The 21,390-nt window shown below is 41.6% G+C and carries 18 protein-coding genes; 3 read left to right on the top strand and 15 right to left on the bottom strand.

Translation table 11 applies throughout. From position 1 onward, the window contains the following. Nucleotides 1-29: 29 nt before the first annotated feature. The 3 genes from CA598_RS00360 to CA598_RS00350 form a co-directional block, all read right to left on the bottom strand. Nucleotides 30-896 carry an SDR family oxidoreductase gene (locus tag CA598_RS00360; RefSeq protein ID WP_094874902.1) on the bottom strand — a complete coding sequence of 289 codons (867 nt, stop codon included), beginning with the start codon at nt 894-896 and terminating at the stop codon, nt 30-32. Between the two features lie 183 nt (nt 897-1,079). Continuing rightward, a complete protein-coding gene (locus tag CA598_RS00355) occupies nt 1,080-2,831 on the bottom strand; it encodes a sensor histidine kinase (RefSeq protein ID WP_094874901.1) in 1,752 nt (583 codons plus the stop codon). Further along, nucleotides 2,828-3,583 (bottom strand): response regulator transcription factor, encoded by a 756-nt coding sequence (locus CA598_RS00350; RefSeq protein ID WP_094874900.1) that lies wholly within the window; start codon nt 3,581-3,583, stop codon nt 2,828-2,830. Before CA598_RS00350 ends, CA598_RS00355 begins: the two co-directional genes overlap by 4 nt. A gap of 250 nt (nt 3,584-3,833) precedes the next feature. Between CA598_RS00350 and CA598_RS00345 the strand changes: the two genes are divergently transcribed. After that, nucleotides 3,834-4,805 carry a M23 family metallopeptidase gene (locus CA598_RS00345; RefSeq protein WP_094874899.1) on the top strand — a complete coding sequence of 324 codons (972 nt, stop codon included), beginning with the start codon at nt 3,834-3,836 and terminating at the stop codon, nt 4,803-4,805. 171 nt (nt 4,806-4,976) lie between these two features. On the opposite strand, the gene CA598_RS00340 is transcribed toward CA598_RS00345, so the two are convergent. Beyond that, nucleotides 4,977-5,765 carry a helix-turn-helix domain-containing protein gene (locus CA598_RS00340; RefSeq protein WP_094874898.1) on the bottom strand — a complete coding sequence of 263 codons (789 nt, stop codon included), beginning with the start codon at nt 5,763-5,765 and terminating at the stop codon, nt 4,977-4,979. 220 nt (nt 5,766-5,985) lie between these two features. On the opposite strand from CA598_RS00340, the gene CA598_RS00335 reads away from it, so the two are divergent. Beyond that, a complete protein-coding gene (locus CA598_RS00335) occupies nt 5,986-6,861 on the top strand; it encodes a deoxyribonuclease IV (RefSeq protein WP_094874897.1) in 876 nt (291 codons plus the stop codon). 35 nt (nt 6,862-6,896) lie between these two features. Here the strand turns inward: CA598_RS00335 and CA598_RS00330 are convergent, their stop codons facing one another. The 10 genes from CA598_RS00330 to CA598_RS00285 all read right to left on the bottom strand — a co-directional run bounded on the left by CA598_RS00330 (nt 6,897) and on the right by CA598_RS00285 (nt 19,304). Then, nucleotides 6,897-7,220, bottom strand: coding sequence for a hypothetical protein (locus CA598_RS00330; RefSeq protein ID WP_094868705.1), 324 nt, complete (start codon nt 7,218-7,220; stop codon nt 6,897-6,899). A gap of 101 nt (nt 7,221-7,321) precedes the next feature. Beyond that, complete coding sequence (locus CA598_RS00325) at nt 7,322-8,542, bottom strand: GNAT family N-acetyltransferase (protein ID WP_094874896.1); 1,221 nt, start codon at nt 8,540-8,542, stop codon at nt 7,322-7,324. A gap of 113 nt (nt 8,543-8,655) precedes the next feature. After that, the gene (nhaC, locus tag CA598_RS00320; RefSeq protein WP_341109023.1) at nt 8,656-10,044 is read right to left on the bottom strand and encodes a Na+/H+ antiporter NhaC; all 1,389 of its coding nucleotides are present in this window, start codon (nt 10,042-10,044) and stop codon (nt 8,656-8,658) included. A 242-nt stretch (nt 10,045-10,286) separates the two neighbouring features. Continuing rightward, a complete protein-coding gene (locus tag CA598_RS00315; protein ID WP_094874894.1) occupies nt 10,287-12,803 on the bottom strand; it encodes a hypothetical protein in 2,517 nt (838 codons plus the stop codon). A gap of 22 nt (nt 12,804-12,825) precedes the next feature. Then, a complete protein-coding gene (locus tag CA598_RS00310; RefSeq protein WP_306440439.1) occupies nt 12,826-14,175 on the bottom strand; it encodes an ABC transporter substrate-binding protein in 1,350 nt (449 codons plus the stop codon). A gap of 38 nt (nt 14,176-14,213) precedes the next feature. After that, nucleotides 14,214-15,374, bottom strand: a complete 1,161-nt coding sequence (locus CA598_RS00305) for an efflux RND transporter periplasmic adaptor subunit (protein WP_094874893.1) — start codon at nt 15,372-15,374, stop codon at nt 14,214-14,216. A gap of 20 nt (nt 15,375-15,394) precedes the next feature. After that, nucleotides 15,395-16,228 (bottom strand): carbohydrate ABC transporter permease, encoded by an 834-nt coding sequence (locus tag CA598_RS00300; RefSeq protein ID WP_179281498.1) that lies wholly within the window; start codon nt 16,226-16,228, stop codon nt 15,395-15,397. 58 nt (nt 16,229-16,286) lie between these two features. Next, a complete protein-coding gene (locus tag CA598_RS00295) occupies nt 16,287-17,168 on the bottom strand; it encodes a carbohydrate ABC transporter permease (RefSeq protein ID WP_179283542.1) in 882 nt (293 codons plus the stop codon). Between the two features lie 154 nt (nt 17,169-17,322). Beyond that, entirely contained in the window at nt 17,323-18,789 is a 1,467-nt protein-coding gene (locus CA598_RS00290; protein WP_094874892.1) for a DUF4179 domain-containing protein, read from the bottom strand. A gap of 20 nt (nt 18,790-18,809) precedes the next feature. Beyond that, nucleotides 18,810-19,304, bottom strand: coding sequence for an RNA polymerase sigma factor (locus CA598_RS00285; protein WP_094868698.1), 495 nt, complete (start codon nt 19,302-19,304; stop codon nt 18,810-18,812). 184 nt (nt 19,305-19,488) lie between these two features. Between CA598_RS00285 and CA598_RS00280 the strand changes: the two genes are divergently transcribed. After that, nucleotides 19,489-20,244 (top strand): DeoR/GlpR family DNA-binding transcription regulator, encoded by a 756-nt coding sequence (locus CA598_RS00280; protein ID WP_094874891.1) that lies wholly within the window; start codon nt 19,489-19,491, stop codon nt 20,242-20,244. A 58-nt stretch (nt 20,245-20,302) separates the two neighbouring features. Here CA598_RS00280 and CA598_RS00275 read toward each other — a convergent pair whose 3' ends face one another. Continuing rightward, nucleotides 20,303-21,376 carry a Gfo/Idh/MocA family protein gene (locus tag CA598_RS00275; RefSeq protein WP_094874890.1) on the bottom strand — a complete coding sequence of 358 codons (1,074 nt, stop codon included), beginning with the start codon at nt 21,374-21,376 and terminating at the stop codon, nt 20,303-20,305. Between the last annotated feature and the right edge of the window lie 14 nt (nt 21,377-21,390).

Here is a 21,390-nt window from a genome sequence, read left to right as displayed (position 1 = left end):
AGAAGAGGCCTTTAATCTTGATATATTATTTAAGCTTGCAGACTATTTACTAAATCACGAATGACATCCGCTAACGGAGTGACAGGACGACTCAATACTTTCTCCAGATCGTCACTTACAATATCCAGCCATCCTTCACGAATACCACGCTGAATCGCAACAACAATTGGCAGTGCAGCTTCTGGTACACCGACCTCAGCCATAATTTTCACATAAGCTTCGTCATCAACTTGCATCACTTTGATTTCTTTACCGATTACGTCACCTATAATCTTTGTCAACTCATCTTGTGTTAAAGGCTTGCCAGACAATTCATAGACCGTATTCTCATGTCCTTCCCCTGTCAGAACATTTGCGGCAGCTTCTGCATAATCGCCTCGTGCAGCCCAGCCAACCTTACCACTCCCAGCAGAAGTTACCCATGGAGCACCTGCTACTGCACCTTGAATCGATCCAACCTCATTTTCCATATACCAGTTGTTACGAAGGAAACTGAAAGGAATTCCTGTAGCTCGAATGGTTTCTTCAGTTACACGATGTACTTCAGCAAGGAACAGCTCGCTCTTCTCTGCATCTCCTACGCTTGTGTAGGCAATAAACCCAACCCCGGCTTTAACAGCTGCATCAACAGCTGCTTTATGTTGGCGAATCCGAGTCTCGTTATCCCCATCTGCAGAAACTATTAACAATCGATCCACACCGGCAAATGCTGTAGCCAGCGTCTCCGGCTGATCAAAGTCACCATGACGGACTTCCACTCCACGCGTTTTAAGATCACTTGCTTTATCTGGATTCCGAACACTAACTACAAGTTCTCCAGCGGGTACAGTTTTAAGTAGAGATTCTATTACTAAGGATCCGAATTGACCTGTTGCTCCTGTTATAGCTATTTTCATTTAAATTTCCTCCTCAAATATGAATGATATGATTCCTCTTAATAAACACTAACCTGTAACTATTGTAGTTACATTTTAAAAGGATGTCAACTCCTTTATATTCCTGAACTTATCTCAACCTAATAAATACAAATAACCCTCGCGGTTTCCGGTTGGAATACAGCGAGGGCTTGAATGGAGAGATCAGCTCCATATTAACTTAATAACCGTTCCTTTACCTACATGACTCTCTACAGCAATCTGACCACCCATGCATTCGATCAATCCTTTGGAGATTGCCATACCGAGTCCAGAGCCGTTGGAGGTAGATGCTGTATCTGTTCCTCGATAATATCGCTCAAATAGCCGAATCATTGTTTCTTCATCCATTCCATCGCCGTCGTCAGCAAATTGAATGATAAATCCGCTGTCCGTCTGATGATGAATAAGCGAGACGGTTAACTTCGTATCCGGCGGGTTATGGAGCAACGCATTCGCAGTTAAATTGTTGACAACTCTTTCCAGCCAAGGTGTGTACAATTGAGCTTTAACTTCGGTTTGTGCAGGCAGAAATACAATTCGCTGTTTCCCATAGGCAGGATTAGCAGCAGCTTGTTCTAGAGCTTGTTGCATCCAAGTGTTCAATTCAACTTCCATGGTCTCCGGTGGTTTAATTCCTGTCTTTAAACGATAGGTCATCGCAAGATCACTGATCAACATGTCCATATGGGCCGATTTATCTAACATCGTTGTTGTAAACTTACGAACTTCCTCTTTCGACCAATCATATGACGGTTCGGCCAGTAAATGAGCATATCCTGTGATAGAGGATAATGGAGTTTTCAAATCATGGGTAACACCCGCGATCCATTCCTCTCGTAAGCTTTCCGTCTCCTCACGCAACACTTGATCTCTCTTCAAGGTTGCTGATAATTTCTCAATGGAATCCATCACATCAGCAAAAACACGATATCTTCGCCTCCATTTACCGATGGGTGTTCGACTGCGACGAAGTCCTTTACGATCCGTTGGTTCTGTATAAATGGCATTTCCAATGGAATCGAGCCATACGAGCATATGCAGCATTGGCGCACCAAAACGATGGGCTTGCCATAACGAGAGTAGTATAAACGCGATTAATAAAGCGATAAGCATAGCAACCGAGCCGATGATCACGACCTTAACCTCTTCTGGAACCCGCATTGTTTTTCCTGAATCTGCTCCCTTGATATTAGGCTCTCCGATGATCCAAGTACGACCTGACTCCTTATCAAAAGAAGATAGAACATGGTAGCCATATCGATCACTGTACATGGTTCTAAGCGCAAGCTCTTGAACGGAATACTCCGTGGGAATCATATTAGGTCTGTTATACGAAAGTAATTCCTTGCCTGATGAATCTATAAGCTGGACATAAGCTTGAGCAGATTTAATCTCTTTTTTTAGATCATCAGGAATTTCCGGCAACTCTTTCGCATCGACGGATGAATCTTCCTTTATTTTCTTTAATAAAGGATCTAATACATTAGGTGCACCATATACCAGTGTGTACTGTTTACCATTCTTTTCTTGAATCCATAAAGCGAGCTGATAAGGAAATGGCTGAGCCCCCATCCAGTAAGAAACTATTTCACCAGGACCATATTGTGTAGGTACATCTTTGGGTGTATTATAGGCACTCTCAACCTGTCCATCTTCATTAAGACTTTGAAGCCAGCCTTTATTTTTCTTCACTTGCTCCAGTAAGCTTGGGGAAAATTGAATACCGTTCTCATCAATCTTAGAAGATTCAACCAATTGCTCTAGACCCACATTAGCAAAATCACGCGTCAGACTGATATCAAGAAACCGCAGCAAGATCCAAGTTAGCGTCACAGCAGATATAGCGAGAACCACCACGCCAGTAATTGCAAGCTGAAGTACAAATTTTAACGTTAGTCGGCGTTTGATATTCATGGCATAGACAACCCTTGGCGTTCCGCTTTAACCAGCTTGTAGCCAAGGCCTCTAACATTAACGATAAATTTCGGGTCAGACGGGTCTGCTTCTATACGTTCTCTAATGCGGTGAATATGCACCATGACCGTGTTATCGTCACTTAACGCTTCTTCCCCCCAAACCCTTTCATATAATTCGCTTTTGCTGAAGATTTGATTGGGATGTTTACATAAGAACAAAAGCAGTTGAAATACAAGTGCCGGACAAGAGACCGACTCCCCCTCAACGAGTAGCTCTCCTGCTGTCTCATCGAGTTTAAACCTCCCATAATCGTAAACGGTCGCAGATTTATTGTGAACGGTCTCTGCTTTCTTTTCAGCACTGAAATGGGCGGGCGAGCTTAAATATCTCCGCAGTTGTGCTCTAATGCGAGCTACCACTTCAAGTGGATTAAAGGGTTTGGTGATATAATCATCGCCACCTATAGCAAATCCAGTCAGCTTATCAAAATCAGAGGTTCGAGCTGTAAGAAATAGGATGGGTGCGTCCGTCGTCTGCCGGATAAATGGACAGATTTCGATTCCGCTGCGTCCTGGCAACATCACATCCAATACAATCAAATCATATTTATGGGCTTCGCAGGCACTCAAAGCCTCTTCACCCGTCACCGCTGTATCAATATTCAGAAAACCTTCCTTGCGCAGCACTGTCTCCATAATCTCCAAAAGCGATTGCTCATCATCCACAAGTAAAATCGAAGCTTCATTCATTGTGTAATTCCCTTTCCAAATAACCGATGTTTTTATCATCATAGCATGATTTTTCTCGCGATCAATCGCACTTTCCTTAACGGAAGCTTAATTCGTGTTCGTAGATTTCCAAAAAAGTTAAGAGCGAATTCATACAAAGTTTCAGAAGCGCTAAGACTGGGTTGCTACAATTTCACTATGGGAGGCGATAAACATAGATAAAAGCGCTAAGAAAATTACAAATAAACCTGGGGTGTCAGCAAAAACAATCATGGCGATAGGATCACTTACCTTACTATTAACAGCATGTGGAGGAGGAAAAGGGGATATTAATAATGCAAAAATGGAGCAAACATCCAGTTCAGCCGTAACATCAAACGAAACCGTATTCCTGCCAGGTGATCTTCCTAAGTTACTGCTTAAAGGGAACTATAAAGAAATGTACGCTCAATTTAGCCAGTCTTTGAAAGATGAGATAAGTGAAACGGAATTAGCTGAGACTGCTAAGGAATTTACTAAGGATATCCAGTCACTGAATCAAGCTTCTGACATGCAGCTTAATGGATTTGATCGTCGCACATGGGTGAGCGATGCAGGCAATAAGGGACTTATCGGAATGTTTGATCCGGATGGAACCATTTCATTAATCCAGATTCAAGAGCTTACATCCTCCCCTGAAACCGATACAAAGCTTAGTAAGCATGAATACGCATTGCCCTTCCAAGGTGACTGGTATGTATTTTGGGGTGGAGAGAATGTCCTCGTAAATTATCATTATGAAGTAGAGATCCAGCGTTACGCCTATGATTTCATCCAAGCCAAGGATCACTATTCTTATAAAGGGGACCCGCTGAAAAACAAAAGCTATTATGCCTTTGGAAAAAATATTGTTGCACCAGCGGATGGTACAGTTGTGTCGGTAGTGAATGATATTAAAGATAATGAACCCGTCGGTGTCATGAACCCTAATCAGGCAACCGGAAATAACGTGGTCATCGATCACGGTGGCGAATACAGCCATTTAGCCCATCTTAAGAAAGGATCGATTACAGTAAAGCCAGGCGATAAAGTCAAAAAAGGTGATGTCATTGGGCTAACAGGTAACTCAGGCAACACTAGTGAGCCCCATTTGCATTTTCAAATCTCTGACGGAGTGAATTTGTTCACCTCTCATTCTATCCCTGTTAGGTGGGAGAACGGATTGAAACCAATACAAGGTGAGACGATTGCCGCTACTGAATAGCGATCTTTCGTATAAGCCAATCGCTTCTGCGGCTTCTTGCACAGTTCTCATGCTTTCAGGCAGCTCAATAACTTGGTTAGCATGAACCAATAGAGACAACATTGCGGAGCCATTAAATTATAAAACCTCGTCAGCATTTTCCCTGACGAGGCATATTTATCACCAAGCTTATTATTCGGCCAACTTCTTTTTGATTTTTCTCCAGAAGCCGTCATTTCTCTGATTAACATGTTTCTCATTATAGATCAGCAGACTATAAGAGGACCACAGTGTAGATGTTCGAATAATTACATATGCGCCCATAGCGATCAAAATGACGCAAATTGGATAATAAGGGACTAAAACGCCTTCAGAGATCCCCTTTTTCTCCAGCAAAAAGCCCATTCCGCCTACCGCTAACATACCAGCACCCACAATGCTCATAGTTACATATCTACTCTTTAATCTATTCAAACGTTCCGTCAATTGTTTCACATAACCTTGATCCAACATCAGCGCCTCTTTATCCAGCACATGGTACCTTTCGTCGTTCTTCAATATGGCGGACACAAGAATAACAATACCCCCTGCCGCCAACAAAATGATAATAAGAAAGGAATAAATGACGGGTTCCTTTCTAAGCATGAAATACGGCAAAAAAGCCATAATTAATAGGCACACGCCTGTCGCAATGCGATTGGATGACTTTTGCTGATGAATCAAATACCCTTCCGCCATCTCTTGACTGACATAATACCCACGCTCTTCAACACCGCCCTTCACCTCGCCCTCCTTTAGCAAATAATCGATGGACACATCGAATAAGTTACCAATCTTAAGCAGCTTTTCGGTTTCAGGGAACCCTTGTCCGTTTTCCCACTTGCTGACTGCCTGTCTAGACGTGCACAGCTTTTCAGCCAGCATTTCCTGGGAATAACCTTTTTCTTTTCTAAGTTGCAACAATTTTTCGCTAAAAGACATTGGATTACTCTCCTTTGCTAAATATTACCTTTATTATAGAAAAACAATGGAGTAAAGGCTATATGATTGAGGTTGCGTTTGCGCCACTTGCAGTTGCAATTGCGTAATTAGCTACAATACATAACATTAGGGCATTTTACAAATGTTAATAGATATATAATGACATCAATTAATGACTAAAATCAATCTACTTCTCTATAGAAAGGAAGGTTTAAATCTGATGTCTTTACTCCTTGGGTCACATGTATCCATGACTGGACCAAAGATGCTCCTTCGGGCTAGCGAAGAGGCATCATCTTATGGAGCGACCACCTTCCTGATATATACCGGAGCACCTCATAATACACGTCGCAAACCCATTGAAGCCTTGAATATTGAAGCTGGCCAAGCTCACATGAGCGCTAACGGCATTTCAAATATTGTGGTACATGCTCCGTTTATTGTGAACTTAGGGAATACGATATCGTCTCAGGTCTTCGAGCACAGTATAGAGTTTCTTCAATCCGAAATTATAAGAACGGAAGCTTTAGGCTCTACGCAAATTGTCCTACATCCCGGTTCCCATGTTGGTGCGGGTTCAGAGGCTGGAATCTCGCGGATCATAGAAGGCTTGAATGAAGTGTTAGCCGATAAACGAAATGTTCAGGTTTCATTAGAGACGATGGCGGGAAAAGGCAGCGAGTGCGGAGTTACTTTTGAGGAACTTGCAGCTATTATTGATGGAGTGACTCACAATGAGCGATTATCGATTTGTTTGGATACTTGCCATATCCACGACGCTGGTTATAATGTGAAGGAGGATTTTGATGGCATCTTAGATCAATTTGATTGCGTAATTGGAATAGAGCGCCTGAAGGTCATTCACGTAAATGATTCTAAGAATATTATGGGCTCGCGAAAAGACAGGCACGAAAATATTGGACACGGATATATTGGCCTTCGGGCATTACGATATGTAGTCCACCATCCTCAACTATCGACCATTCCCAAACTTCTAGAGACCCCCTCCATCGGTGAAAAGAAGTATGTCAACGCACCCTATAAGCATGAAATCTCATTGTTAAGAGGGGAGACTGATGAGCCGATAAAAAAATAAAAACCGCATACAAAATGCAGTTTTTATATCCTTATTTATTCTTCTATAGAATTATTCACAACAGATGTGGTTTCGTTCGCTTGAACCTTTTTTAGAGAGTTTTTCTTAGCGGTTAACTCTTTTGAAAGATCAGATTGTGTACGGTTTAAGTTCTTTACCTCATCGTTCAACTTTTTGATTCGCGACATTTTACTGCTCAAATCCGTGTGAGACTTACTAAATTTCATATCCTGTTCTAATTGATTAATTTTGAATTTTGATTTTTCTTTTTTGTTCTGCGTGTTTTTGATCTTGCTTTCAAGCTCCGTAATTTCTTGCTGTAATTTAGTGATCATTGGTTTATTAAAATTAATTGCCATTCTTACACCTCATATCATATTGTGTTGCTGAGAGATTATTCTACTATAAAAAGAACAAAAAAGCACACTCCTTAGAGTATGCTTCAAAGGTTCGTGCCCTTTTAAAAATAATCAGAGAAATATGGATGCTCTGGTCTAATCAGTCCTTCAAGTAAATGGATCGTGACTTCATCCGTCTGAATACGGCCGATTCGAGCCAGGTAGGTTGGCCGCTTATAGCCCATTAACATGGTTGTTAAGGTAGGAATATCAAGCGTAAGCGAAGGATTTAACCCTCCTTCTTGCAGGCTCCCCTTCCCTTCTCTATCTACGGATAACGTAAATGTCCCTCGATTCCATTCAAGCATCGGATCACTCAGATTAAAAACAAGCTCACAGTCCTTATCCTGTCGTTTAAAAGGATACTGTTCAATAAATAAACGAACATCCACAATTCGCGCCATAAAATAGGGAGCAATCGTCTCCTTGATATCCCCATCATCTAATAGGAATGACAACGGTTCACCTTTATAAATATCCCCTTTAACCAGCTTAATCATCGAAAAATGCGCACTAATAAAATTCCACAAACCCGTTCGAGCCTCTTCAACAATGTATACCATCTCTTTGATATAAAATATTTCTTCGGCGACCCAATATAACAAGTACCCCATGGGTTCATCGTTGTTATTGTAATAAATACCAACCGTCATATCATCCAAATCCCACCGCAGATATTCTTCCCATGCTAGCTCATTACGAATCATCGCCCCATGATACTGTACGGCAAACTGATCATAAATCACTTTGATGTCTGGATGCTCAATGGTTACGCGTTCCACATTTCCTGGGACGTTCCTCATTTTTGGCAACTGGGTATCCGGTACTTCAAATGAGATTTTATCGGTAATGATTTCCCAGCCTTTTCTTCTATAATAAGGGATTGAATACGGAAAAAGATAAGATATCGATTGTTTACGATCCCGCATTTTAGTTAAAGCATGAAGCATTAGCTTATTCATTAGACCCAAATTGGCATATTCGGGATAGGTTCCAACACCCGTTAGCCCACCCATCTCATAGATATGCCCAAAAATATTCACCTGAAATGGGTATACAGCTAACTGAGAAATGAGCTTGTCTCCATCAAACCAACCTACAACATCAGCATACTTAAGAACTGGCAACTTTGCCTGAGTGATTTCACGGTTCTCCCAGCCAAAGATTTGCAGATCGCGATTGGTCACCTGAAATACATAACGTAGTAGATTATTAAATTGCTCTGCGTGCTTGGTTTCGACATTGGCTAATCTGATTCGATCTTGTAACTTACTGCGACTCACTGTTATTACCTCCGATAAATAGTCCACTTTTTCAGCTTAGAACACTAGCTTGATCACATTGACTCAACGCATAGTATTCTTTATATACGTTGAATCAATGCATATGGTGTCCATTATCTTGAGATTTCTTTATCCACACCCAGTGAGTTCTTTTGCAATTTAGGGATCAAAGCATAAGCAAATGTGATGAATGGACTTAACCATAAGAAGGTTGCATAAGGTGCATATTCTATAACAGGTACACCCAGAGTCACTGCGAAGAAGGCGCCACTAACACCCCATGGAATCAATGGATTAACTAATGTTCCACAATCCTCTAGCGTCCGGGACAGTGTTCTCGCTGGAATGCCTCGGCGATTATATTCATCTTTGAACATTTGCCCCGGCAATAGGATCGAAAGATACTGTTCACCCGTCATGCCGTTTACCGCAATGGAGGATGCTCCGCTCATAAGAACAATGCTGCTTTTACGCTTAAGGGGTTGAATGAGTTTACGGAAAAAAGCCTCGATCACACCGCAATGCTGAATCAAACCACCTAAAGATAAGGCAATTAAGATTAAGGATACAGACCACATCATCGATTGCATCCCTCCGCGATTGACAATGGAAGCAACCATTTTATTCGCGATATTACTGTTATATCCGTTCTGCATCACACTAAACCAGACATCGATTTCTGTCTGCTGCTGAACGAAAGCCGTCACAAGAAGACCACTTATTATTCCGACAATTAACGTAGGCAGGATCGGCACCCGCTTGATCGAACAAGCAATGACAGCTATAGGAGATAGCAGCGTTAACCAATGAATATGAAACCCATTTAGTAAAGCAAGTTTAATTTCCGTAATCGAGGATAAGTCGATTGAGCTGCTCTTTGGAGCGAACAAGAAAAAGATTGTGGTTATAACAAGCGCTGGTAACGTTGTGTAGACCATGTTACGAATATGTGTAAATAAGGGGATGCCGGCCACTGCTGGAGCAAAATTCGTGGTATCGGAAAGTGGCGACATTTTATCACCAAAACAAGCCCCACTGATAATCGCTCCAGCAGCCAAAGTTGGGGAAATCCCCGTAGTTACTGCAATACCCATTAATGCAACACCGATCGTGCTTACTGTCGTAAATGAGCTTCCAGTGAACATCGAGACGATGATCGTGACATATAATGCGCTCACCGCAAAATAATTCGGATTAATATAATCCATACCATAATATAAAAGCGAAGGCACTGTCCCGCTCATCATCCATACCGCAATCAGAATTCCGATCAGCATGAGGATTAGAATTGGCATGATGGCCGTTTGTATCCCTTGAATAATGGCAGATTCGATCTTTTTCCAAGAGAACCCAAACATCCCTAATAAGACGGCCGTGCCTATTGTAGTTACGAGAAGCGGCAGATGCGGCTCCGCTTTCAATAGAAAGATGGATACAAATAGAAGTGCGAGAATAAAAATGATGATGATCATGCTTTTTGAGAAACTAAGCTGACGTTCCATGACAATAATGCTCCTTAACATTGTATTGGGATAATAATAATGATTAATCGCTTCCTCACTTTCAAGCTTTTTTGCTTTTTGGCATTGAAGCGCAGAGGTAATCTTAACGAAAAGAATGAGGACAGTCAATGTAAATAACATACATTGAAGGAATTTCCATAAAAAGTTCATAAAAATATAAAAAAGTGCTGGCTATTATGCCAACACTTTTGACTTTTTTCTTAACCCAGCTTCCTACAATTTTAATTGCCTGAGCTACCATTACTATTAGAGTTTTTCGGTTCTGCTGAAATGTAAGTTAACGGATAGGACTGACCCCCTAGTAACATCCTATGACCCTGGAATTCATCATATAGATTGATACGAATGCTTCCTCCCCTTAATATTTTGTGGAAGTTACTATTAAATGAGGCTAAGTATGATTTATTCTTACCCATTGGCAAATCTGCCCCCAGTTCCAAAGTCTTTTCCATGGATTGTCCGTAAGGGTCAATGAGTTCTAAGACTAACTTATGTTCATAGTGACCTGCTTCAAAATCTTCTTTCTCGGATAAGCTATAGTTTACAACTACATCTAATGTGCCTTTCTCTTCAGTAATCGTCCCCGCTGCATTGGCAACCGATAAGTTGTAAGGGAATAGATCGACACTTGTTAGATTATTGTGTGGGATTACTGTATTAGGAGTAAGTGCTAATTTAACACTATTAATAAATCCAGTGGATGTCCCCCCTAAATCTGTAAGCTTGCCGTCAGCAATCCCTTCCCCAATATAAAGCATAAGATCGGATGTACTCACTCCTTGCGGAAGTTTACTCCAGATCGTAACCAAATTTTTACCATTTGGGCTTGTTGGAGTTATCGATTGGCTAACCACCGCCTTGAAAAATTGGTTATCAGGTGTCTTGTAATAAGCCACAAGCTGTGCCTGTTTCGACTGGCGCGGCTCTTCGTTAATCATTTCCAGTTCCGTATAGATCAAGTTAGAACTATTTTCATTATAAGTGGTTGTCCGGCGCTCGCTAACTTTTGCTTTTTTGCTTAACGAGTTCATTTGATGAGTTTCACCTACAGAAATTGTATGAATTACATTATTTAGCGAACTTGTATTCATAGAGAGAAACTTCGTAACTTCATCTCCTGAGGTGGCCTGCAGTACAATCTTTAGCTGATTGAAACTATAAGTATATGGAACTTTCGCTATCACATAGATCTCTGTTGCTTCATTAGGAGCAAGCGACGTTTGCGTATTTGTGGTCACGATCTGGGCTGAGCTGCTCTGATCACTCATTCCTGCTTTGACTATAGCTTTGAGAGAAGGTAACTGTACTGAGGTTAAGCCGGTGTTACGGATGCTTATATTAGTTACGATTTGATCCGTATCATCCCATGGTAACCGCTGATAGGAGACCAGCTTCACCATAAATTTTCCGTACCTGTTCTGGACCGTATACTCTTGACCCATCAGATTATTGTTCTCCAGAGAATAAGGGATGTTAAACTGCGCAGTTGGAAAAATAACCTTGTCATCAACAGAGGGCTCCGTCCATTGCAACTGCAGCTTACCTTGATTAAGTTCTAATGGCACGTCCGCATTAAGATTGATAATTTTCTCTTCAAGCGGTTTCAATGTTACATTTTCAAGTGCTTTTGAATCTACCGGAATACTAAATCCTTCAGCAGCTTTAACCGTAAGCTCGTATGCAGGTAGCGTGATAGCTTTATTTCCAAGATTCTTAAGACGGAACTCAAGATTCCATTTCGCGGAATCATTTTCCGAATATACAGAAGCACTCTTCAATTGCATTTCAACGGTGTTATTCTTAATAGAAATCTTCTTAACAGCATAATTAGCCACAGCCAAGTCAGAAGTTGTTACTGCAGGAAGCTTGAAAGATTTAACTGGAAGCATTATTTTCAAAGTTTCATCTTCTTGCGCGAATTGCAATATCATTTGTTCAGTCTTCATATAAGAAGGAACTTCCGTTAAATAGTAAACCGTCTTCTTCTCTTGAGACTGTACATTGAAACTGCCACTGACGTTCTCCAGCTTAAGATCGAACACCGAACCACCGGCCGATTTCAGGTATGCTTTATAAGCGGTGTCGCTGAGCACTTTTTTACCCAAATTCGTAAAGCTAACGCCTACTCTCATATAGATTTTTCCATTCGTCTTAAGCCTTTGCAGACTTTCTGCTTTGATGTTTACTAGCAGATTATCCATAGTGATTTCCTTGCTCTGACCTTGAGGAACGACAGCTGAATAACTAGCTGGAATGGTAAATACACCTAGCTTTTTCTGATAATCCTGGCTACTGAAATCCCAAGTAAATAGGGTTACTTTAGTACCGTTTAATCGTGTGGACTTTCCAATATTCACGTAATACGTGACGATTTGGCTACTATTAGGAGGCATGATTTTTTTGGTGACATCTCTCGTGATAGGTTTGCCTTGAATGACTGATCCACCATTTGTAGTAACCCTAGAGAAATAATCAACGTGAGCTACACTATTGCTGCTACCATTGCTATAACTAAGTGTATATATAAGTATATTACCGCTCGGTTGCTCTAAAATATCCATATCTATCAGCTTCACGTTGACATTACTTTTCAAAGCTATTGAACCAAGTTTGTCAAAAATGAATACCGCTGCGTCTGAAACTCCTGTCGATGCTGCGTATGTGCCGTTTGCAAGAGATTGGCTAAACATCATTGCACTGAGCAGAACTACAGCATATGACTTTAATCGTTTGTACATGAGTTCCCCCTCCCTTAAACCGTTACTCGTTCAAATACGTCGTCGCCCGGTTTTGAATCAGCTTGGCGACCTCATCGGCTGACTTCTGGCCGCTGAAGAAAGCGGGCGATTCATCTCCGATCATTCGCACGACTTTTCCGTCAATCCGCGTGAAGTACCCCGCAGACCGCATGAACTGTTCGTACTGGGCGAACTGTTCAGCGGAAACTTGCGGCTTTTTTCCGCTTGGAAGCTTATAGGTACCAGCGTTCACCTGCTTCTGAACGTCCCTCAGTTCTTTCTCGTTTACCGAGTCCAACATCGAGAATCCGTAATCTTCCCTTTCCTTCATCGATTGCACTTCCTCAGACAACAGGAATGAGATGAATTTCCAAGCCTCATCCTTCACCGGTGAATTGTCCCTAATCGCAAGCTGAACGCTAGGGGCGAGCCTCGTACCCACCGTTCCGGCTTGCGGCTTCCCGATCAGCTTCGGATTCGCGAAATAATAGTGAATTTCATCGATCAAATTGCCTGGTGAACTCAACACGGTAGAGTAAAACAACTGGCGGCCGACTTCGGCCGGCTCGGCGGTCGCGATGCTGTCGTCGTACATCTTCTTGACCTGCTGCATGGCAGCGACGAATTTTGGGGAGTCGAAGGAAGCTTTTTTCCCCGAGACGTCCACAAAATTGGCATAGCCGTCGACGACGATTTCCCACAGTATCAAATCCGGCGGTTCGTTAGCCAAAGCGTAGCGCCGGTCCATGCCGCTTTCGCTCTCTTTACACATCAAGCCCTTCGCGACCTCGGCGAATTCGGCCCACGTCCACCGGCTGTCGTCGATACTCTCGTCGGCCAGTAGATTTCCGTCGCCAATAAACCCTCTCATGAAGTACCCGAACGGTATGGCGTATAAGTCACCGTCCGTCTTGAATACTTCGAGCTTCGCTTGCAGGTCGACACCACTCAGCGACGTGTCTTGTTTCAACAACTCGTTCATATTTGCGATAAGCTTTTTGCTTGCATATGATTCGAACGGCAGCTCTGCCACTTCGAGAATGTCCGCTCCCTTGCCCGATAACAGCTCCGTATTCGTCGTTTTCGTATACTTCTCGTAATCTCCGGGCTTCCAGTCTTCTTCCGCTTTTTTCACGGCTTGAATTTGCAGGTCGATGTCCGGGTACTTCTCTTCGAATCTTTTTTCCGCCGCTTCAAAGAAGGAACTCGACTCCCGTACCGAAAAATTCACGACGGTTTTTCCTTCTGCCGAGACGGGTTTTCCCTGATCGTTCGTCCCGGACTCGCTTCCCGAATTACTACAGGCGGCCGTCGCAAGCATAGCCATCCCCATCGCCAACATCCCCAGCTTGTTACTCTTCATTTTGATCATTTGATTTTTTCCTCCTATTTTCTCGTTGATATGATTTCTTATTGCAGTCGAACTCGGTTCCCGTCTTCAAGAGGTTCACTACTTTCCAGAATAATTGAATCCTCCACATAGAGGACATCTGATTGAATCATCGTTTCTTTTTCGTTCTTTTCACTGGAATGAATACGAACTTTCTTAGCGACAAAAACATTGCCTAATGCCCCCCGCTGCTCGTCAACTTTATAGACAAACAAACCTTCGCGATCCTCATGAATAGCTTCTTTGGATAGGAGTAATCCCTCTTGGAGTGATCGTTTCTCGAATTTGACCCGAGCCTGTTCACCCCCTTTAAGTTCTAGATCAACGACTTTGATTCTCAAAGCCTTTTGAGGAATGGTTTGTGTCTTCCCCGAATCATTACTAGAAGAGCTATCAATACGTGACTCTGAATTCACAATTTCTTCGATGGAGCCACTTATGGTCTGGGCTTCTTGTCCATGGCTCATATCGACATCGACCTCTACCTTTTCTCCAGTAGAAATCCCTAAACTAGATAAATGTGCAGAATCCATAATAATATCCAATCTGTAACCCTGACTGCTGTTCGATACAATAACTTCCGGTTCTCCCAATGAAATTAATCCTTCAACGGCATTCAGTTTTGAAATTAATCCATCAAACGGAGAAAATAGTTGCTTTTCGCTTGTTAGACGATTTTTTAATCCGCTAATCTTATTTTCCTGGGCTAAGATATCTAACTTACCTTTTTCGATATCACGTCTTGCATTTCGAATTTTGAATTCATCCTCTTCCAGCGCGGACTGAATATACTGATCTTGCCTATTCTGTTGATCAATTTTCAGCTTTTCCAAATTAGTTATTTCATCTTTCAATTCTTGCTCAGCCGTTTTGCTCTCATAGATAATAAGCTTTTGTCCCTTTTCTACACGCTGACCTTCTTTCACAAGAATTTGTTGCACCTTCAGTCCGGTTGTATTCGAAAGCTTAGCTTCAGCGAGTGGATGCAATATCCCACTAGCTTCAATCGTAAGTAACAGATTACCCTTTGATGGTTTTTCAGTTCTCACTTTCGGCAACGTCAAAGACTGTATGGTGTTACTGAATACTGTGAAAAACAATAACAAACCCATAAAAACCATGAAGACGACTTGAATATTTCGTTTACGTCTACGATCAGTCGGCTCTATACCTAACTCCATATCCCGTCATTCTCCTCCAATCAACCTTTGATACCAGACAATTGAATGCCTTCAATAAAATACGATTCCGCATACAAAAATAGCATCACCATTGGAGCCATGTATAGTATGGATGCAGCAAAAGCAATGCCCCGCTCTTCTTCATTGATCCTCGATAAAAACACTGACAAGGGCTGCTTAAACGGATCTTCTAGAAAGATTAGCGGCTGCTCCACCATATTCCAATAATCAACGAACAATAATATAACGAGTGCTGCCAGACCTGGCTTAATCATCGGAATAATAATCTTGTAAAAAATCAAAAAATGTCCTGCACCATCCATTTTGCTCGCTTCGATATACGCGTAAGGTATATCCAGCATGAATTGTCTGAGCATAAAAACACCAAACGCTGCGAAAATTCCTGGTAATATAATCGCATATGAACTATCTAATATGCCTAGCTTATCCGCCATAATATAGTTCGGTACCAGCGTTACTTGGAAAGGCATAAGCATCGTTAGGACATAGATAAGAAACAAAGGATCTCGCCCCCGGAATTTCAGCTTAGAGAAAGCATAGGCAGCGAGTGCTGCTACCAATGTTTGTCCTGCAATGATGGGTACAACCAAGAATACTGAGTTCCAGAACATCGTCAGATATTTAGGGTTGTCTAGGAAAACCTTAGCATACTGCTCCAAGGACACTTGATCCGGCAGTAATTTTAAATTCACAAAGATAGCTTCTCTCCCTTCAATTACTTCGTTCATCTGCCCGATAGATCCATAATTGATCTCAATTTCTTTCTCTGTCATAAGCGAATTTGTGAATGTGATCACAATCGGGAATAATAATATGATAGCAATAACAGCCATGACGAGTGTTAATGCCCCTTTTCGTAACACTTTGACAACTGGCACAACCTTTTCACCCCTATTCCATGAATTGTCGATGCCTCCGCTCAAATGCAAACAATCCCAACACGATCAATAAAATACAACCAAACATCAAAGTTGCCGCGGCAGTCAGCTTCTGTACATCGAGTGTCATGAACATATTGTTCATATAATGCTGCAGTATGTAAATGCTGTCATGCGGATAATCACCTGCGATCAAATACGTTTCACGAAACACTTTAAATGAATTTATGATCGACATGATGACCACAAAAAACATCGAAGAGGTTAGATAGACCAGTGTAATACTGCGAAACTGGCGTAAGGATCCGGCACCTTCAATTTGAGCCGTTTCATAATAATCCTTAGGAATTTGCTGCAATCCCGCTAAGAATAAAATCACGTTATAGCCTATGTTCTTCCATAAATAAACAACAATGATTACATTTCTAGCTGCATCCGTCTTCATCCAATCCACACGTTCGATACCGAAGTTGTTCAGCCAGGCGTTAAGCGAGCCATTCCAATCGAAAAGTATCTGCCAGATCAGAATGATAGAGACGACAGGTACGACAAGCGGCAACACGTATCCAGTCCTAAGCCAATTCCGAAAATATGTATTTTTATTCAATAACATCGCTAATCCTAACGAGAGTACAAGAATTAGCGGAACACTTATCGCGCTAAAATAAAATGTATTGGACGCTGCTTTACGGAAGGAATCGCTCTTTAATAACTCTCGGTAATTATCAAACCCTACAAAATGGCCCTCTATCGTGCTGTCCATAAAAGAATAGAATACGCCCATTACAAACGGTATAAGGTAAAACATCGCAAATCCGATACCGCTTGGTGCCAGGAACATCATTGCCGCTGAGATATCCTTACGGAGCCATTTCTTTATACTTGGGTTTATCATCCTTTCAGTAACCTCCTTCATGCACTTAGAATAAGAAAAACTTCTTAAAAACAAGTACGGTATATATTAAGTATTTCTTAAATTTCAAAGTGTGAAGTCTCTGTGATCACAAAAAAAACCGTTGATAGATTATCAACGGATGATTCATTGCTTCCTAATTCTTCGAGTATAACTCCACAGCCTGCGTATCCTTAATTGGATTTGAATATTTCTCTATCCTTATCGTTAATGGCTGAGGATAGTCCTTCGCTTCCGCGCCAAAATTATATCCAAACTCGTTCACGGCTGACCCATCCTTAGAAGTGGTATAGCTGCTGAAGCTGTTTGTGGAAGGTTCTCTATGATGCACCTTCCCTTTTGCATCAGTAAAAGTCTCAGCAAGTCTAGTAGAGCGTTCTAAATATTGAGCATTCTCAATATTACGTCTTAGGAGGATTTCTCCTTCCTCTACGTTATTCTCTGGAGTTGGCGTGACTAACTCAAGTCCAGTTCCGGGCGCTTGAATAAGCTGATACTTGTTTAGATCCACGACAATTTTCATCTGGTCCTTTTCGACTGCCGAAATCCCAAAAGTCTTCAACGACACTGAATCTGGCTGACTGCCCTTACTATGTTTGAACACTAACGTGAACTTGGAGTTGTCCGAATAGATTTCGGAATTGTCAGCGTTGATGGTATCCGGGTAATACAACTTATCAGTGATGTCCCCTTTTTTACTAATCAGCACAGGATTAATCAATTGGAAAATCTGTTTATCATTATTCTGATCATACTCCAGATCTACATAGGTGCTTAGCGGAGTATACTGAACTCCAGTGACTTTAATCTTTTGTCCATCCACGATCAGCGCTCTTTCTGTATTCAGAATCCGTTCTTGTGCTTTGAGCATGTCAGGATCAAGCTCGAAAGCAACATCAAGGCTAGTCCGATACTTATTACTACTGGATAGGAGTGCCTTATCTGAAGTTTCGGTAAGAATTATATTATAGTTTACTTTCTTTGGATATTTAATTGCTGGTGAAAGATTAGTGGAGTATATAAAATCCATAGACTGTCCAGGTTGAATTCGGCTTTCACTAGCGAGCATACTTAATGATGCACCTTTGTGAAGTGACGACTCCTTTATCCCTTCAAATTGAAGTCCAAAATCAGCGTGTATAACTACTTCGTCTGTATTGTTCTGAACACTGTATAGGACATACACCTTCCGTCCATCGGTAACGGCACCTGTCACATCTATTCGGTATCCCTTGTTTACCGCACTCTGACCTACAGGCATCACGAGATTCTGTTCAAGAGCACTGGCAAGTGCAGAATCTAATCTGGAGAATGTGCGATAAGCTTTGAAATCATTCGTAAGCTTAGTGCTAGCCGATTGTACTGAAGGTTGCAGCATTTCCTTATCCGGTAATCCGATTGTTGAATATGTAAATAGAAATGCAACTGCTGCAGCTGCAATCACGCCCATTCCTGTAGTATAGATCCGTCGCTTTTCTCGTTTTTTCCCCTCCGTAATTCCCTTTCTCATAGCGTTGTAGATTTTCATCTCCTGCATCGTTTCGACATTCTGTTGTACTTCATCAATGTTCTTACGAAGCATCCATTCTTCTTTTTCTGTCATTCCGTTCACCTCCAATATTACTATAGATAGCTCCGAAGCTGTTTGAGTCCCTCTCGCAGCCAAGTCTTAATGGTACCTTCTGGTCGTTTTAGCACTTTGGCAATTTCGATAGTGGTCATGTCATGATAATATTTAAGCGTTACGACATGCCGATACTTAGGCTTTATCCGATTCATCGCACGCTCTAGATCAATTCGATCATTACTTTTCATTTCCCGAGCCGCTTTCTCAATTATCTTTTCCGTAGGCACCACACGTTTTTTACGCCGAAGCTCATCCATACAGCAATTGATCGTTATTCGAATAAGCCAAGGTGTGAAGGACTGCTCATCCTTTAATTTTTTGCGTTTCATCCATGCTCTGCATGACGCTTCTTGGATCACTTCCAGCGTATCAGCCTCTGTTCGCAGATAACTATAGGCTATGGCATACATTTTTCGATGCTCCACATATAAACGACTAAAAAAAGCCTCTTCATCCATTTGCGCAAAATCTACCATTCTGATCTCATCCATTGTGTTTTCCACCTTCCACCACCCCCTCTGTCTTTATTCAGGAAGGAACATCCCCCTCATATCATATAAGTAAGACGGAGTTGACCGTAAAAACGATTGATTTTTTTCAAATTTATTTGTTATGTTGTAAAATAGTAACGTTATGTATATCCTTGAAAGCATTTTTGTGAAAGAAGGTGAATCGGTGCTAAAAGCTGACAGACAGGCATACATCCTGAAAAAAGTAGAGACGGAAGGCCGCGTTGTTGTCCAAGAATTAACACAAGAATTAAATGTAACCGAAGATACCATTCGAAAAGACTTACAAAGCCTGTCGAAGATGGGACTTCTCAAGCGAATTCATGGGGGAGCCCATAGCCTTATCAGCGACATGAAGGATTTCAATTCACGTGTAGAATTAAATAGCCAGACCAAAACGGAGTTAGCGAAACGAGCTTGCACTCTTATTGAGAATTCTAAGGTTATCTTTATTGATGGCGGATCTACGAATCTAAAAGTAGCTGAGAACATCACAGAGTTTTTTGATGGAAGAATTATTACCAATTCCCCTTCGATTGCGTTATCGCTGTGCCGGTTGTCAAAAGCAAGTGTAACCTTGTTAGGCGGCGATCTTGATAAAAAGAACCAAGTTTTATTCGGAGCCTCAACACTTAGAGCGATTCAGCAAATTCATTTGGATTTAACCATCCTTGGCGTATCCACGCTGGATTCCAAAGTGGGAATAACCGTTCCCTCTTATGAAGAATCCATTATTAAGAATCAACTTTTTGAACAGTCCTCTATGGTTATCGCTATAGCTACGAAAGAGAAGCTGGAGAAAATATCAACTTTTTTTGTAGCCAATGTATCCTCATTAGACTATTTAATCACTGAAAATACAGTAGATCGTAAGATTATTGATACCTATCAAAGACTTGGCGTTAACGTGGTTACAGTATAGACTATTCCTAATAATGCACAAAAAAAAGATGAACACCATTGAAGATTGTGCTCATCTTTTACAAATAACCAGAAACGTCACTCAGGTAAATTGTATTACCAGTCTTAACCGATTCTTCAACCGCCAGCATCGCTCGCAGGGTAGCCAACCCATCCTCAATCGTCGCCCCTACACCGGGCTTATGATGCAAAACAGAATCTGCGAAACCTTCAATCTGTAATCTATAAAAATGACCATCTGCTCCGAGCAGTCTGTGATAGCTGTTATCACTAGCTTTAAAAATTTCTACATCACTTGATTTTAGAGTCCAAGGATTATAAGTCTTGCCCATTACAGATCCAAACTCCCCATAAATTTGAAATCCTTCATGCCAATCCATCCGAACCGCAATGGTCAAATCCAATTGGGCTACAAAGCCACTTTCGAACTCCGCTGTAATAAACCAGCAATAAGCACCGAACTTTTGTGTATTCCACGCCTTAACACTTACAATATTCCCACCTAGATATCTTGCGGTATCTAACAAATGGCTTCCATGACCTAACATATAATAACGTTCCTTATTCGCTTTTGGATCTCCAGCCGGTCTCTTCATTTTGTTACCGGAGATGATTACTGGCTGAACATTCTCGGTGACCGTATATCGATAGGTGGAATCACAATACCAAGCTTTTAGGCCAATAATCTCACCCATTTCATGATCAACAAATTCTTTTGCAGCCACTATACCAGGGTCAAATCTCTTCATATTTCCCACTTGCACTCTGAGATCCGTACGATCCACAAGTTCTTTTAATTCCTCCGCTTCTTCGATCGATACACCCAAAGGTTTTTCTACCAAGACATGTTTCCCTGCTCGCACGGCTTGTTTTGCAGCCTCCACATGAAATTGATCCGCTATTCCGATAACTACAGCATCAACGTTAGGGTCTGCCAGCATTTGCTCATAGTCCGTATAAACCTTATCCGGTTCATAGATAGCATTCATTCTTTGGAGTAAATATTCATCCACATCACAGATCGCATATAGATTAGCATTACGTGATCTTTTAATGGAATCAAAATGAGCCGCCTGAGAAATCTGACCACAGCCTAGCACCCCAATATTCAACAATTTCGTTTCCTTATTCATATATTTAGTCCCCC

The sequence above is a fragment of the Paenibacillus sp. VTT E-133291 genome (genome assembly GCF_002264395.1).
GTDB lineage: Bacteria > Bacillota > Bacilli > Paenibacillales > Paenibacillaceae > Paenibacillus_AQ > Paenibacillus_AQ nitricinens.
Note: the sequence above shows the minus strand (reverse complement) of the source record. Positions and strands in the feature narration are given on the sequence as shown.